At 40.5% G+C, this 13,695-nt stretch carries 16 protein-coding genes; all 16 read right to left on the bottom strand.

The window, feature by feature from the left end:
• Positions 1–176: 176 nt before the first annotated feature.
• The gene (locus tag Q7A53_RS03255) at positions 177–725 is read right to left on the bottom strand and encodes a histidine phosphatase family protein (protein WP_411787669.1); all 549 of its coding nucleotides are present in this window, start codon (positions 723–725) and stop codon (positions 177–179) included.
• Positions 726–807: 82 nt separating this feature from the next.
• Entirely contained in the window at positions 808–2,406 is a 1,599-nt protein-coding gene (locus Q7A53_RS03250; protein WP_411787668.1) for an amidohydrolase, read from the bottom strand.
• Positions 2,407–2,697: 291 nt separating this feature from the next.
• A complete protein-coding gene (locus tag Q7A53_RS03245) occupies positions 2,698–2,901 on the bottom strand; it encodes a DUF6501 family protein (protein ID WP_411787667.1) in 204 nt (67 codons plus the stop codon).
• A 61-nt stretch (positions 2,902–2,962) separates the two neighbouring features.
• Positions 2,963–3,580, bottom strand: coding sequence for an alpha/beta hydrolase (locus tag Q7A53_RS03240; protein ID WP_411787856.1), 618 nt, complete (start codon positions 3,578–3,580; stop codon positions 2,963–2,965).
• Between the two features lie 334 nt (positions 3,581–3,914).
• Positions 3,915–4,877, bottom strand: coding sequence for a peptide-methionine (R)-S-oxide reductase MsrB (gene msrB, locus Q7A53_RS03235; RefSeq protein WP_411787666.1), 963 nt, complete (start codon positions 4,875–4,877; stop codon positions 3,915–3,917).
• A gap of 91 nt (positions 4,878–4,968) precedes the next feature.
• On the bottom strand, positions 4,969–5,484 hold the full coding sequence (gene vrrA / locus Q7A53_RS03230; RefSeq protein WP_411787665.1) for a VrrA/YqfQ family protein: 516 nt from the start codon (positions 5,482–5,484) through the stop codon (positions 4,969–4,971).
• A gap of 66 nt (positions 5,485–5,550) precedes the next feature.
• Complete coding sequence (locus tag Q7A53_RS03225; RefSeq protein ID WP_411787664.1) at positions 5,551–6,234, bottom strand: uracil-DNA glycosylase; 684 nt, start codon at positions 6,232–6,234, stop codon at positions 5,551–5,553.
• A gap of 96 nt (positions 6,235–6,330) precedes the next feature.
• Complete coding sequence (locus tag Q7A53_RS03220) at positions 6,331–6,579, bottom strand: DUF2584 family protein (protein WP_411787663.1); 249 nt, start codon at positions 6,577–6,579, stop codon at positions 6,331–6,333.
• Between the two features lie 21 nt (positions 6,580–6,600).
• A complete protein-coding gene (locus tag Q7A53_RS03215; RefSeq protein ID WP_411787662.1) occupies positions 6,601–9,714 on the bottom strand; it encodes an AAA family ATPase in 3,114 nt (1,037 codons plus the stop codon).
• A 1-nt stretch (position 9,715) separates the two neighbouring features.
• Entirely contained in the window at positions 9,716–10,870 is a 1,155-nt protein-coding gene (locus Q7A53_RS03210; protein WP_411787661.1) for an exonuclease SbcCD subunit D, read from the bottom strand.
• Positions 10,871–10,901: 31 nt separating this feature from the next.
• Complete coding sequence (locus Q7A53_RS03205) at positions 10,902–11,123, bottom strand: YozE family protein (RefSeq protein WP_411787660.1); 222 nt, start codon at positions 11,121–11,123, stop codon at positions 10,902–10,904.
• 110 nt (positions 11,124–11,233) lie between these two features.
• A complete protein-coding gene (gene tatC / locus Q7A53_RS03200) occupies positions 11,234–11,983 on the bottom strand; it encodes a twin-arginine translocase subunit TatC (RefSeq protein ID WP_411787659.1) in 750 nt (249 codons plus the stop codon).
• 81 nt (positions 11,984–12,064) lie between these two features.
• Positions 12,065–12,259: a twin-arginine translocase TatA/TatE family subunit gene (gene tatA / locus Q7A53_RS03195; RefSeq protein ID WP_411787658.1), complete on the bottom strand. Its 195-nt coding sequence runs from the start codon at positions 12,257–12,259 to the stop codon at positions 12,065–12,067.
• 23 nt (positions 12,260–12,282) lie between these two features.
• The gene (locus Q7A53_RS03190) at positions 12,283–12,498 is read right to left on the bottom strand and encodes a twin-arginine translocase TatA/TatE family subunit (RefSeq protein ID WP_411787657.1); all 216 of its coding nucleotides are present in this window, start codon (positions 12,496–12,498) and stop codon (positions 12,283–12,285) included.
• 98 nt (positions 12,499–12,596) lie between these two features.
• Positions 12,597–13,199 carry a molybdenum cofactor guanylyltransferase gene (gene mobA, locus Q7A53_RS03185; RefSeq protein WP_411787656.1) on the bottom strand — a complete coding sequence of 201 codons (603 nt, stop codon included), beginning with the start codon at positions 13,197–13,199 and terminating at the stop codon, positions 12,597–12,599.
• Entirely contained in the window at positions 13,196–13,684 is a 489-nt protein-coding gene (locus tag Q7A53_RS03180; protein ID WP_411787655.1) for a dihydrofolate reductase, read from the bottom strand. The genes mobA and Q7A53_RS03180 overlap by 4 nt, the downstream gene beginning before the upstream one ends.
• Positions 13,685–13,695: the final 11 nt, after the last annotated feature.

Genomic DNA, 13,695 nt, shown 5'->3' with positions numbered 1-13,695 from the left:
AAGAGTGCTTATGTCTCAAAATTCACCTTACTATGAAAAATAAACACCACTTCCATGATACCTATTATAGATAAAATTCGCAATTCCTTCTTATGAATCGACCATTTTCAACTTTAAGATAGCTCTATTTGCAGTATGTAAGCCTATGAAAGAAGATTAATGAAGACTGGGCCTCATTAATCTTCCCAAACTCGTTCCACTGTATACTCTCCACCCTGTTTTTGTACAAGGAAAACATCTGGACGGGAAAGCCGCTTCCAATCAAAAAAACCTACCTCGTGCTTAAATCTCTGCAGCAATAAAGCTAATAAGTTTCCATGAGTAACCAACAGAATATTGCCATCTTCATTAGCTTCTAATTCATCAATTAAGGAAAGAACACGTTGTTTCGCTTCTGCTGAAGATTCTCCGCCGGTCAGCTTAAGTTCTGGATCTTTGAAGGTATCATGCAGAACTTCTTCCCAATCATCCAGCGGTTCATGGCTCAAAATTCTTTCTTCTAATCGATCATCCGTTTCGATTGTTAAGCCGCTGTTTTGCGCGAAAGGTTTAATTGTCTCTACTGCTCTTAAAAAAGGACTGGATATAATCCGGTCGATCTTGTAACCTGATCTCTCCAAAAAAGCTGAAAGAATTTGGGATTGACGCACCCCTAATTTAGTTAAGGGAGAATCTTCATGCTGACCATCTGTTTCGCTATGACGTACGAGAATTAATTTGTCCATTTGTGACCCTCCTCCTCTTTCCATCACTTACCCTTATTATCTACGATGAAAAGAATAATAACAAGGAAGGAAGAGCAAAAGGTCACTTTTTATAGATTTGTTCACCCCGATACCAAGTTTCCAGCACTTCGATATCCTTAATGTTTCTCGATTCCACTTCTTTAGGGTGTTTATCCAACAAGACAAAATCCGCCTGGAACCCTGGCTGAATTTTTCCTTTTTTTGATTCCTGGTACTCTATTTCTGCTGGAGTTACTGTAAACCCTAAATAGGCATCATCAAGACTGATGCGCTCTTGCGGCATCCAGCCCCCTTCAGGATTTCCTTTTAAGTCCATACGATTGACCGCTGTGTAGATAGAAACTAGGGGATTAATACTTCCTATGGGTAAATCTGAACTTAAAGTTACTGGGATGTGTTCTCGTAAAAGACTGTTAAAAGCATCACAATAGGGTACAAGTTCCTTTGGAGTCCATTTATCTTTCTTGTCCCACTCTCCGAGCAGAAATGAGGGCTGAGTCTCAATATATGGTTTTAATTTACTAAGCCGTTCGATTAAATCCGGCCCCAGTGTCTGAGCGTGGATAATACGATGGCGCAGCTGTGAGGTTCTTGCTTTCTCACTCTCTAAAGCTTCAATTGCTTGTTCAACAGCTCTGTCACCAATTGCATGCATAGCTACTTGCATATTATTTTCTGCAGCAATGGCGACCATTTCATTCAATTCCTCTTGAGAATAAATTAAGACTCCCTCGGTGGAAGGATTATCCGGATAAGGGTTTCTCATAGCAGAAGTGTGTAACCGCTGGGTGCCATCTAAGAAGATTTTAAAGGCGCCAACCTTTACTTGACGTGTTCCATCTCCGGTGCGCAACTTATTCTCCCTAACATAATCGGCAGCATCACTTTTATCAAAAATATAATGATGAAGCTGAACATCTAAAGGTAATTTACCTTCTTCTTCAAGCTGTGTATAAGCCTGCCATAACTTTTCATAAGTACCAATAAAGTTAATATCATCTGTGTGAACTGAGGTGATTCCATATTCAGATAGATGCGGGGCTGCAGCTTCGATAGCTTCTTTAGCATCCTCCACAGACCTGCCCCAGAAATGGTGTTTAATGTAATGAACGGCGGTGTCTTTAAAACGGCCATTCCAATTCCCATTTTCATCGGTTTCTTTAAATATATCCGGCTCTTTAGCAAAAGCTTTTTCCTGCTTCAATAGATCCAGCGCTTTAGAGCTGATTACACACTCGTGGCCATCTTCGTGCATCAGGTAGATATAAGCATCAACATGAATTTCATCTAAATCTTCAGCAGTTAGTAAATGATCAATATCATCGAATTCCGCATCGTTAAATCCTTTACCGAAAACCCAGTCTCCTTCCTCAATGATGTCATAATGGTTTTCGATTTCCTGTTTCAACTCTTTCCAGCTGGATACTTCGGTAAGATCCAACTCTTTTTTTAACAAACCAAAACGAAGTAAGTGCATATGGCTGTCATTGAAAGAAGGAGTTAATACTTTTCCTCCTCCGTCATACACGACTTCATCATTACCTTGATAAGGACTTGGGAGAATATCAGTGATCTTCCCTTGTGAAATACTTACTGCACAAGCATCCTCCCCTGCACTCTCATTGAATGGCTGATAAATTCTTACGTTATCAATAATCATAACCTATAACCTCCATGACATTAATCTACCATTTTACTTCCCCATTTCTCCTAAAATGTAACATCGAATATCCTAACCGCTTAAGCAATGCAGCATGAAGCCCTGCCTTATTCACTTAATCGTGCCTTATGAACTTATAAGTTGGAAATAAACTAACCAGCAAGTGGAATGGAAATTAGAAGAGCAGCAGATGGCTCTTTAACTACTAAAAAACCGAACCAATATAAATCATTGGATCGGGTTTTTAAGTGAATACATTTTTTAATTGTAAGGATCTCACTGTGCGATTAATTAAAGTTCTTTAAAATATTCTTTGTAGAATCCGCCAATTCTACCTGAGTTGTCAACGATAAAATAAAACTCTTCACTTTCGTTTTTAACGTCATACACTTTCCCAGGAGTTAAGACATTATTGACGACAAACTTCTTCGCTTCGTTATGAACACACTCGATTTGCTTGATAGTCGCTGTTGTTTCCCAAGTTTTATGAATCACAACACATACCTCCTTAACACTATCTATCATACAATGAACAAATGGATGACTCAATGACGCACTAATCTTGAGCAGAAAATAACTCCTTATACCAGTCCTTTGCCGCCAGCACCTCTGATTGTGTTAATTGGTGACCCCTCTCTTCCCAATGCACTTTCACTTCTGCTCCAGCTGATTGTAAAAGTGCATGTAATTCTTTTGTTTCTTCAGAAGAGCAGATTGGATCATTTTCCCCTGCTCCGATAAAAATCGGTGTACCGGTAAGATTAGGAAGGTCCACACCTCTTATTGGGACCATCGGATGAAATAACAAGGCACCTTCTAAACTGTCTTGAAAATGAAATAACAAACTTCCTGCAATATTGGCGCCATTCGAGTATCCGACCGCAATGACCTTCCTTCTGTCAAATGAATATTCTTCAGCTGCTTCTGCCAAAAACGTATTCAGTTCATTCGTTTGCTTTTTCAGATCTTCCTCATCAAAAACTCCTTCGCGAAGTCTTTTGAAAAACCTGGACATGCCTTGTTCGAGAACATTTCCTCGGACCGATAAAACTGCGGCATTCGGATCAATCAGCTCAGCAACCTGCAGTAGATCATTTTCTGTTCCTCCTGTACCATGAAGCATTAATAATGTTTTATGATTTCCTTCTTTACCCGCTTTAAAAATATGTTTCATTCTCATCAATATGCTCCTTTGTTTACATAATATTATTATCGTTTACTTATAATCAATTCTGGTTAAATTTTATCTTTAATTCAAGATAAAGTCAAAGGTACACTCTGGCAGGAGCAAGATATACAGTAAGCTGAAGCTGTACTGGTGACTTGGTGACTCTTACTAAATAAAAGAAAACCGACCCTTTGAAATGAAAGAGTCGGTATCTGTAATTGCATTTAGTTTCTATAAACCTCGCCCTCTTGACGTTGGGAAATAATTGAACCTTTAGAAATTCCTATTATCAGAAAAGCGAGGAATCATCTCCCTTTTACCCATAGGGATTACTTGTAAATTATTTCTTAAAAAGGTGAAGTAAATATCCATAGCCTTCCTGTTCCATTTGGTCTTTGGGTATAAACTGCAGAGCAGCAGAGTTAATGCAATACCTCAGCCCGCCCTGATCTTTTGGACCATCCTCAAACACGTGGCCTAAATGGGAATCTGCCTCCCCGCTTCTCACTTCTGTACGGATCATTCCATGCGTAGCATCGGTTTGCTCCTGGACTTGCTGTTTCTCAATAGGTTTAGTAAAGCTTGGCCATCCACAACCCGCATCATATTTATCCTGGGAACTAAACAAGGGTTCTTTCGAAACAATATCTACATAAATCCCTTCTTCATCATGATCATGATATTCATTTTGAAACGGCCGCTCTGTTGCATTTTCCTGGGTAACCTTATATTGAATATCAGATAGTCTTTGCTTTAATTCCTCTTCATTCTTCTTAAAGCCCCAGTGGTCCTTTATAAATCCTGCCCGGCCAGAACCGCGCTTGTACCGCTTATAGTGATAGCTGTGATTCTTATAATAATCCTGGTGCTTGTCCTCTGCTGGATAAAACGTTTTGGCAGGCAGAATTTCTGTTACAATCGGATCCTTAAAGAAACCGGATTGTTCAATTTGACGTTTACTTTCTTCCGCCACCTGTCTTTGCTCTTCATTGTGGTAATAAATGGCAGTTGAATAAGATTCGCCACGATCTGCAAACTGACCGCCTGCATCTGTGGGATCAATTTGTTTCCAAAATAATTCTACTAAACGTTCATAAGGAAAAATCTCAGGATCATAAATAATCTGAACGGCTTCTTTATGGCCGGTCGTCTCCGTAATCACTTGCATATAGGTAGGGTTTTCCGTGTGTCCGCCCGTATATCCAGAGGTGATGGATTCAATCCCTGGCCGCTCATCAAATGGTTCTACCATACACCAGAAACAGCCTCCAGCAAATGTGGCAGTTTGTAGTTGTCTATTCATGTGAAAAACCTCCAATAGTAGGTAAACTTTTTCAATATGCTTCCTCTTATTTTTGCGAATAGAACAAAAAAAATCAAGCCACATGCACAGCCTAAATATAGAGTTTAGGCTGTGATGTACCTTGACGCCGCTTCATAGAAGAGTTTTCAGCTTCAACAGATTCTTCGAAATCAATCGATTCATCTTGTCTTTTCTTACTTTTTGGCTTAGTTTCTTCTTCTGTTTCTTCATCATCTGAAGAATTCATCAGCTTCATCATATTAATCATTGCTGGAATATTTTTTACCATGGGACCGTACTGCTGAACCATAGGTGCTGCGGTCTGCACAGCTTTTAGTGCCGTTTGCATATGACCCAGCCAACCGGCTCCTCCTGCCCCTGCCGCTTGGCTGGCTCCTAGAGCTTGAGCACCATATCCTGCTGCGCCGAATCCAGGTACGCCCATGCCGGGGATACCCATACCAGAACCTGCTGCCCCTGCTGCACCTCTATTTAAAAAGGGAGCAATAAACTTCATGATTCCTTGTGGTGCTGGTGCTGCAGCTTGTTGAAATCCAGGGAACATACCACCCATGGGAGGGAACGGTGACTGACCTGTCGGGAACATACATAACCCCTCCGTAAATTTGAATTAGTGTAGCATATGCCCTGATCCTTGAACTGGTTTGGGCTTTTAGAGGGAAGATCGATCAGGAAGTGACCAATCGATAGTCGGGCGTCCATGAGCTTCTAAAAAACGGTTCGCCTGCGAAAAAGGACGGCTCCCAAAGAAACCTCTGTGAGCAGCTAAAGGACTCGGATGGACCGATGAGATGACTTTATGCTTGTTCGCATCAACGGAAGAGGCTTTCTTCTGAGCATGTCTACCCCAGAGGATAAACACTACCGGCTCTTCCCTATGATTTAACAAGTCAATGACACGGTCGGTAAATCGTTCCCAGCCCAGCCCTTGATGAGAATGTGCTTCATGAGCTCGCACGGTTAATACATTGTTTAGCAACAACACACCCTGCCGAGCCCATGGAACTAAGTATCCGTGATTAGGTGGAGTAATACCTAAATCTTCCTCTAACTCTTTATAAATATTTCTTAAAGACGGAGGAATTGCCACGTGCGGCTGCACAGAGAAGCTTAAACCATGAGCCTGTTCAGGACCATGGTAAGGATCCTGACCTAATATCACGACATTTGTACCTTGATAAGAGGTTTCTTTTAAAGCAGAAAAAATATCGTACATGTCTGGATAAACTGTAGTCTTCTGATACTCTCTTTTTAACTGTTCTCTCAGCTCCTGATAGTAAGGCTGCTTAAACTCATTTTCCAGAAGTAGGCCCCAGTCGTTTTCTAAAATTTCCACAAATAAACTCCTTTGTCTAAGTTAATAACAGGAAAATCATCAGAATATTTCCCGGGCAAGCGCAGTATCCGACAATACCCTTTAATAGTTGTGTCGTTAATTGACTGAATATAAAGAAACTAATCGGTATTTACAGATGGTTGTATTATTTTTCAAGATGACTTCTTCAATTATTCCTGCACCAATCTGATCTGACTTTATATGTCTTCTTATTTCCAGAGGTTCATTCATTGGAAAAATCTTATAGCCGGGAAATGATATTTCAAACAGATTGTCGTCTGCATCAACACGACGTTCTTTGCCTTCAGTGATTAATAACCATTCCATCGATAAAGGTGTGGACATCTCTAGCGGCCTCCTCTTGTTTTACTGAAATATAAATTCGACAGTAGAACCCTCAGGTCCTGTATTAATTTGTAATTTCGCTGGAATTTCTTCTTTTAGCTGTGCAACGTGGGAAATAATTCCGAGCATACGGTTGCCATCCTGCAAGCTCCTTAGGCAGTCAATCGCCTGCTCTAGGGAGATTTCATCTAAGGAACCAAATCCTTCATCAATAAATAATGTATCCAGCTGTACACCGCCTGCATGAGACTGAACTACATCCGCCATTCCTAGGGCAAGACTCAAGGATGCCTTGAACCCTTCTCCCCCGGAAAGTGTTCTTACTGATCTGTTTTGCCCGGTATGATGATCGAGCACTTCTAAGTCCAATCCGCTCTGTGCTCCTCTTTTAGCAATTTCATTACTTCTTTGTAACTGATAACGGTGATCAGACATTTGATCTAAGCGGAGATTTGCCTGCATCAGGATTTCATCCAGGAAGGAGGCTAACACATACCTTTCCAGAGACAGCCTCAAATGGTTGTCGCCTTTTGCCAGCTGAGCTAACTCTGCAATATCATAATATTGCTTAGCTAAGTTCCCCTGTTCATTTAAGAGCTCAGTTATTTGATTATGAATCTCTTTATTTGTCTGCCATTCTATCTCCAGTCGATTCACCCGCTCCTGCTGCTGTTTCTGCTCCTCATTCATCTTCTGAAGATTTTCTTCTAATCCAGCCAGGTTGGGCGGTTCTACCCCTTTAAGTCTAAGGTCCAGTTTATGGAGAGAATCATTGACGATCGCTGTTCTCTGCTGGAATTTTTCAATTCTCTCACTTATCTTCTCTTGCTCTTCTCTCGAAAGGATGGCACGATGATACAATTCAACGGTTTGAAAAGAATATTGAGCCAGCGTTTCATGGAAAAGCTCTTCTTTCTCCTCTACCGCTAATGCGAGGTTTTCAAGAAATTTACTGCCTTCTTGATCGGCAGCATTTAACTGCTGAACCTGATCTCTTAAATGAAAATAGTCCTCTTTCAATTTCTCCCAAAAAGATACTTGCTGCTGGTATTCCTTCTTTATAGCATCGATCGATTGGTCTAACTTGGTAATATCCTTCGTTTCAAAGGAATACGTTTGTTCAAGACTCTCCATCTGGGTCTGTAGTTTAGTAGATAGTTGCGCCAGTTCATTGACTTGTTCGTTAGACTGCTCCAGATTGACTGTTAAGCTCTTAAACTTTCGCTCCATTTTTTCTAAATCTTGAGCCGCTCTTTCTACTTCTTTAACCTTGTTAGCAGAATCCTTTAAGTCCTGAAGTATTTTACTCATAGATCTTTCAACTCTTTGAAAAGCTTCCTTGATTGATTCATCTGATAGTTCAGGCACCAGATTTTCTAAGTCTTTTTTGAGAGAATCTGTAAGCTGACGCTGAGATTCTCCAGCGGACTTTACATCTACCGCTTTTGTCTGAAACTCAAGGTGAATTGCTTCCCTTTGTTTGAATCTTTGCTTTAGTTGTTCAAGATCTTGGGCACTCACAGATCCCTCTGGCCTCTTTGCCAGAGAAGGATGGTGAACCGAGCCACAGACCGGGCAGGCATCATCATCTTTTAAGTCTGCAGCTATGCTGTAAGCGTGATGTTTCGTCATTTCATCAACAGCTGCTTCGTACCTTTGCTTCGATTGCTCATAATCCTTTTCCACCTGCTTAAACTCATGGTGAAACGCTTGGTACTTTGTCCGCAGCTGTTTTAATTGGTCCCACTCTTTCTGCAATCTGTGCAGATCCTGTTTCTGCTTCGCTTCCCGATCCAACTGGTGTTCAAGCTTAAGTTTATTATTGGACGCTTCTTGATTGTTCCTTACAAACTTTTGTAGCTTTTCTATATCATTCTCTCTATCCTTCAGCTCACTCTTCTGGTGTTTTAACTCTTCCTTTTTATTGGCGATTTGTTTATTAATAGAAGAGTAATGGTGTTCAAGCTGGATGTATTCTTCAAGGTGCTCTTTTTCTTTGAGTTTCCTTGTCCAATTCTCTTTTAACTGATTTCTTTCTGTTTCTCTTGATTCCTCTTTTTGATAGTTGGTTTTTAACTCGGCAAGCTGTTCAGCTTTTTTCTTTCTTTCTTGCTCTCTGTTCTGCTGTTCTGACTTAGTTTTCTCCCATTCCTTCTGCCTATCACGCCACTGCCGCTCATACGGAACAACTTCCGCGGCTCGCTGTGCCCATTTCAGCTGATCGTTCAGCTGGTTTATTTCTTTCTCTTCTTCTTTCAAAGTGACCTTTTCTTGTTTTAATGATTCTAATTCATTAAAAAGATCCAGAATTCTTTTACCTTCGTGAAATTGCGCTTGAGCTTTTTCAACCTCATTAGTGCTCTTCTGAAGAATTTCTACTGCCTTTTCCTTTTCATTAGCTTGTTTATTCATCCGTACTTTCAGCGCTCGCTGAATATCCTCTGGATTCGCATCAAGCTCGACCTCATGTTCTTCATCCCAATGGATCTTATTCACTGCCTGCTCAATTTTCCATTGAAATTGCTCAATTTGCGTCTTTAAAGTTTTAGACTCCTGCTTCAAATAATCAGTGATGTCTGAATAAAACTGGGTGCGAAATATTCGTTGAAGGATCTCTTCTCGTTCTTTACTATTTTCTGAAATTAGTTTACGAAACTCTCCCTGAGGAATCATAATCATCTTTCTAAACTGTTCATAATCCAGTCCTAATAATTCTTCAATACTCTCATTAACTTCTTTAATTTTGGAAGCAACCAGTTTTTCCCCCGCTGGCTGCTGCAAATAGATTTCTGCCCTTGCCGGTTCTTCTTTAAATCCTTCCCCGCGTTCTTTCGGCTTCCACTGTTTAGGCATACGAACGACGCGGTAGCTTTTTCCACGAAGCTGAAATGTAAACTCCACCGCCGTAGGGTCGCCGGGATTTGCAAAATGGCTCCTCAAGGACTCCTGGTCACGGTCGCTTCCGCTTGCTCTGCCATAGAGAGCAAAACTCATCGCATCGAAAATGGTTGTCTTACCTGCTCCTGTTGGGCCGGAAATTAAGAAAATAGATTCATCTCCAAGATATGAAAAATCAATCGTCTGCTTCGTCTTATAGGGACCGAAAGCATGCATTGTTAACGTCAGAGCTCTCAATTCAACGTCCCCTTTCTGATTCTTTTAATTTTTCTATAGCCTGGGTCACCATTTGCCGGCGTTCTTCGGGCATCGTATCCCCTTTGAGTTCTTCATAAAATAAATTGAATAAATCGGCATGAGACATACGCTGTCGTTTCTGAACTTTCTCAAGGTTTTCAAACTGATTCTCACCAGTCATGCGTTTTCGCTCCAGATGAAGGATATTAGGATAAACTTTTCTTAATTTCCCCATTGGATCAATAAGCTGCCCATCGTCCAGCAGTCGAATATGCAAATAATTTCTGAGGTCTTCGGCGGCATTTCCAAGTAGTAAATCTTCAAAATAACCTTCGATGACTTCGAAATCGCGGATCGGTTTCAGAGGAATTTTCTCAAATGAATTCATTCCCCCGTCATCAAGCTCAACCATGGTTACCGATTTATTATGATTCGCTTCTGAGAACGAATATTTTAATATCGAACCACTGTAGCGAATGGACGCTTGCGTTACTTGCTGAGGTTGATGCAAATGGCCAAGCGCTACGTAGGAAAAGTCTTGAAACAGATGAGCATGCACATACGGACTGCCGCCAATCATTGACAGCCGCTCTTCAGACTCAGATTCCATGCCCCCTGCGAGGAAAGAATGGCCTACCCAGACATGCCGCTCATCCATATTAAACCGAAGCTTAATATCCTCTACAAGTGCTTCTGCTGCCTGTTGATGAGTTTTAATAGAGTCATCGGCAAGCACATAAGCAGCCTCTGCGGGCTCTAAATAAGGAATTAAATGAAAATGAACAGGTCCGAATTCATCCTGAAGCGTAACCGGTTCGCGCTCTGTTAGTAGTTTAGTATCTAAATAAAGCCCCTGCTTGCGAAACAAACGAGAACCAAATTCTAATCGGTCCGGGCTGTCATGATTACCAGAAATAGCGAGAACAGGAATATTCAGTTCATTAATAAGTGTAGTGAGGACCTGGTTTAGTAAGTCCACTGCCTCTTTAGGAGGAATGGAACGATCATATAAATCGCCCGCTATGATCAATGCATCAGGCTGCTGCTCCTTTACAATCTCAATCAATTGCTCCAAAATGTAACGCTGATCTTCTGTCATATGGACAAAGTTAACGATCTTGCCTAAGTGCCAGTCAGCTGTATGTAATATTCTCATAATGATCCCCCTATACGGTAATTAAACATCCTTAGTCATTTTCTTCAATCTCATAGGCATCATAAAGCTGATCAAACACAGATAAGGCATTGGTAAATGGAATATTCCATTCCAGATAACTGCTGATTTCGTTATAGGTTTTTGCCTGTTTAGGAAAACTATGGTCCTCAAACATCCAATCTGCTAACTTCTTAGCACCGTCCTGCTGCTTATTCCCTCGATACCGCATCATGTAATGATAAAATGATCTCATTTGCATGTTCCCCCTAGTTAATGTGACTTCTTTTTACCATGGATTAAAAGATTAATCAAAACTTTCAATACGGGAATACGAGAAAAAAGAATCCTCAGGAGAGGATTCCTTTAGTCGTCCATGAATTCACTATGTTTTTTTATTTTATTCCGGTACACTACACGCGAAAGCAAAATACTAATTTCATACAGTACAATTAGCGGCACTGCTACTACTAGCTGCAAGACAAAATCAGGAGGAGAAATAATCGTCCCGATGATGATCAGCACAAAGTAGGCATACTTTCTAACTTTTACAAGAAAAACTGGATTCACTATACCCAGGCTTGTTAGAAACATCGTAATAATAGGAATTTCAAATATTACTGCAAATGGAATGGTCACCCGAAACAGAAATTTAAAATAACGGTCTACCGTAAATATTTCCGTAAACATTCCTTGGTTTAACGAAAGCAGAAAAGGAAGAATAAGTTTAATAAATACGAGATAACCAAATGTCAAACCCGCTAGAAACAATAGAAAAATCGCCGGAATATAGGATAAGGAAACCTTCTGTTCTTTAGAAGTTAGTGCTGGCTTAACAAACAGCCAGACTTGTAAACACAATACAGGCAGCGTTCCTACAACGGCAACGATGGTTGCCATTGTGAAATAAATCCAGATGATTTCTCCAGGGCTTGTAACGTGTAAATTAAAGGGTAAATCGTCTACAAAAAAGTAATAAATGTCTCTATAATAAACAAATCCCACGATAAAAAAAGCAATAAATGCAGCCAATGTCCAAATAATTCGTCTTCTCAGTTCACTTAAATGGTCGGTTACATTCATTTCTATGTCTGCACTCAAATTTTGATCCGGCATACCTATTCACCTCCAGGCTGACGTTTGCCTGACATAAAGAAAATGCAAGGGAGAAACCCTTACACCTTCAGCGTTTACTTGTTATACATGCTTGTCCTTATTTTCATCTTTGGTATCTTTATCATTGTCGGACATGAGTTCACCGGTGGCCTTTTTAAACTCTTTCAGCGAGCTGCCAAAAGCCTTCCCGATCTCTGGAAGTTTTGACGGTCCAAAAATAACAAGAGCAATGATCAGAATCAAAATAAGACCAGGCACTCCAATATTGGATAACATTTTTCACCACTCCAATAACAAGCTTATTTTTGCTTAGATTTATCCTCAGGTTCAAAAGCTTTCTTCGCTTCGGAGAAATTTTCCGTTACATCACCTGTTAAGTCTCGAGCCGACTTTTTAAATTCTTTTAAGGTTTGTCCTGTTGCTTTTCCAATCTCAGGGAGTTTTTTCGGTCCAAAGACCACCAGGGCAATCACAAGAATTAAAATAAGACCCGGGATTCCTATACTTGAGAGCATAGAATTCACCGCCTTTTTTAAAATAAAATCATGTTGGATTACATTTCTGTTATTATTTTCATCATATCATGTAAAGGCTTAATTGTCTTGCTGCTCTGCTATTTTTTTGCCAACTCTACAGCCTTCAAGTAATCCTCCGGTGTATTCATGTTAAAAAAATGAGCAGAAAGCGCATCTTCTTCAATGCCGGAAAAACTTTCTGGATATAGGGTACGAACCTGGTCCAGCACCATTTTAACCTTGCGCTCCCCTTTTTTTAACGAGGATTCAATTAAAGGAAGCATCCTGCGATGGTAAACCGCTGATGTCGGCTGAAACCTCCCTTTGTATAAAGGTACAATGGCATCGATGTCAGGATTTCTTAACCGTAATAACTGTTCAAATACCTCCGCACGAATAAAGGGTGTATCACAGGCAGTAACGACAAACCACTCTTCTTCCCTTTGTTTCATCACCGTATGAAGCCCTCCCAAAGGGCCAGAATCCTTAATTAGATCAGCAATATGTTCGGTTTCCATTAATTCTTCTGCCCTTGGCCCCTCCTGATTGACAACTAACTGATTCGATACTTTTCTCATTTCATTAAAGATGCGCACGATTACAGGCTGCCCCTGCAGAGTTAGAAGAGACTTATCTTCTCCCATTCGTGTAGAACCGCCTCCTGAAAGAATAACTGCACATAACTTTTCTTGCTTGCTCATTTCCGGTCATACACACGGAAGTAATAATCATAAGGATTACGTTGGTCTCGCGTCCCTTTCGTTTCTGAAACCATAGTCCATTCAGAAGGATCATATTCAGGGAAATACGTATCCCCTTCAAATTCATGATCGATAAACGTCATGTACATGCGATCCGCAAAGGGAAGCATCTGTTTAAAGAGAACACTCCCTCCAATAACAAACCATTCTTTCTCTGGATCATTCTTTTCTAAATCCAGAACTTCCTCTATAGAGTGAATGACCGTACAGCCCTTATGTGAATAATTTTGATCACTGGTGATGATAAGATGTTCTCTTTCGGGTAGAGGACTGCCAAACGATTCAAATGTTTTTCTTCCCATAATGATCGTTTGTCCCCAAGTCGTTTCTTTAAAAAATTTGAAATCGTTTGGAATGTGCCAAGGCAGGTCGTTATCTTTGCCAATCAATTGATTACGATCCATTGCAAATACAAATGAAATCATGTGCTCACCTC

The sequence above is a fragment of the Halobacillus rhizosphaerae genome (assembly GCF_046719735.1).
GTDB classification, from domain to species: Bacteria; Bacillota; Bacilli; order Bacillales; family Halobacillaceae; genus Halobacillus_B; species Halobacillus_B rhizosphaerae.
Note: the sequence above shows the minus strand (reverse complement) of the source record. Positions and strands in the feature narration are given on the sequence as shown.

Coding starts and splice junctions, on each gene's coding strand:
- tatA (WP_411787658.1), bottom strand. CDS start 12,259: ATGTTATCCAATATTGGAGTGCCTGGTCTTATTTTGATTCTGATCATT.
- Q7A53_RS03210 (WP_411787661.1), bottom strand. CDS start 10,870: ATGAGAATATTACATACAGCTGACTGGCACTTAGGCAAGATCGTTAAC.
- Q7A53_RS03255 (WP_411787669.1), bottom strand. CDS start 725: ATGGACAAATTAATTCTCGTACGTCATAGCGAAACAGATGGTCAGCAT.
- Q7A53_RS03180 (WP_411787655.1), bottom strand. CDS start 13,684: ATGATTTCATTTGTATTTGCAATGGATCGTAATCAATTGATTGGCAAA.
- msrB (WP_411787666.1), bottom strand. CDS start 4,877: ATGAATAGACAACTACAAACTGCCACATTTGCTGGAGGCTGTTTCTGG.
- Q7A53_RS03190 (WP_411787657.1), bottom strand. CDS start 12,498: ATGCTCTCAAGTATAGGAATCCCGGGTCTTATTTTAATTCTTGTGATT.
- tatC (WP_411787659.1), bottom strand. CDS start 11,983: ATGCCGGATCAAAATTTGAGTGCAGACATAGAAATGAATGTAACCGAC.
- Q7A53_RS03220 (WP_411787663.1), bottom strand. CDS start 6,579: ATGTCCACACCTTTATCGATGGAATGGTTATTAATCACTGAAGGCAAA.
- Q7A53_RS03250 (WP_411787668.1), bottom strand. CDS start 2,406: ATGATTATTGATAACGTAAGAATTTATCAGCCATTCAATGAGAGTGCA.
- mobA (WP_411787656.1), bottom strand. CDS start 13,199: ATGAGCAAGCAAGAAAAGTTATGTGCAGTTATTCTTTCAGGAGGCGGT.
- Q7A53_RS03240 (WP_411787856.1), bottom strand. CDS start 3,580: ATGAAACATATTTTTAAAGCGGGTAAAGAAGGAAATCATAAAACATTA.
- vrrA (WP_411787665.1), bottom strand. CDS start 5,484: ATGTTCCCGACAGGTCAGTCACCGTTCCCTCCCATGGGTGGTATGTTC.
- Q7A53_RS03205 (WP_411787660.1), bottom strand. CDS start 11,123: ATGAGATCATTTTATCATTACATGATGCGGTATCGAGGGAATAAGCAG.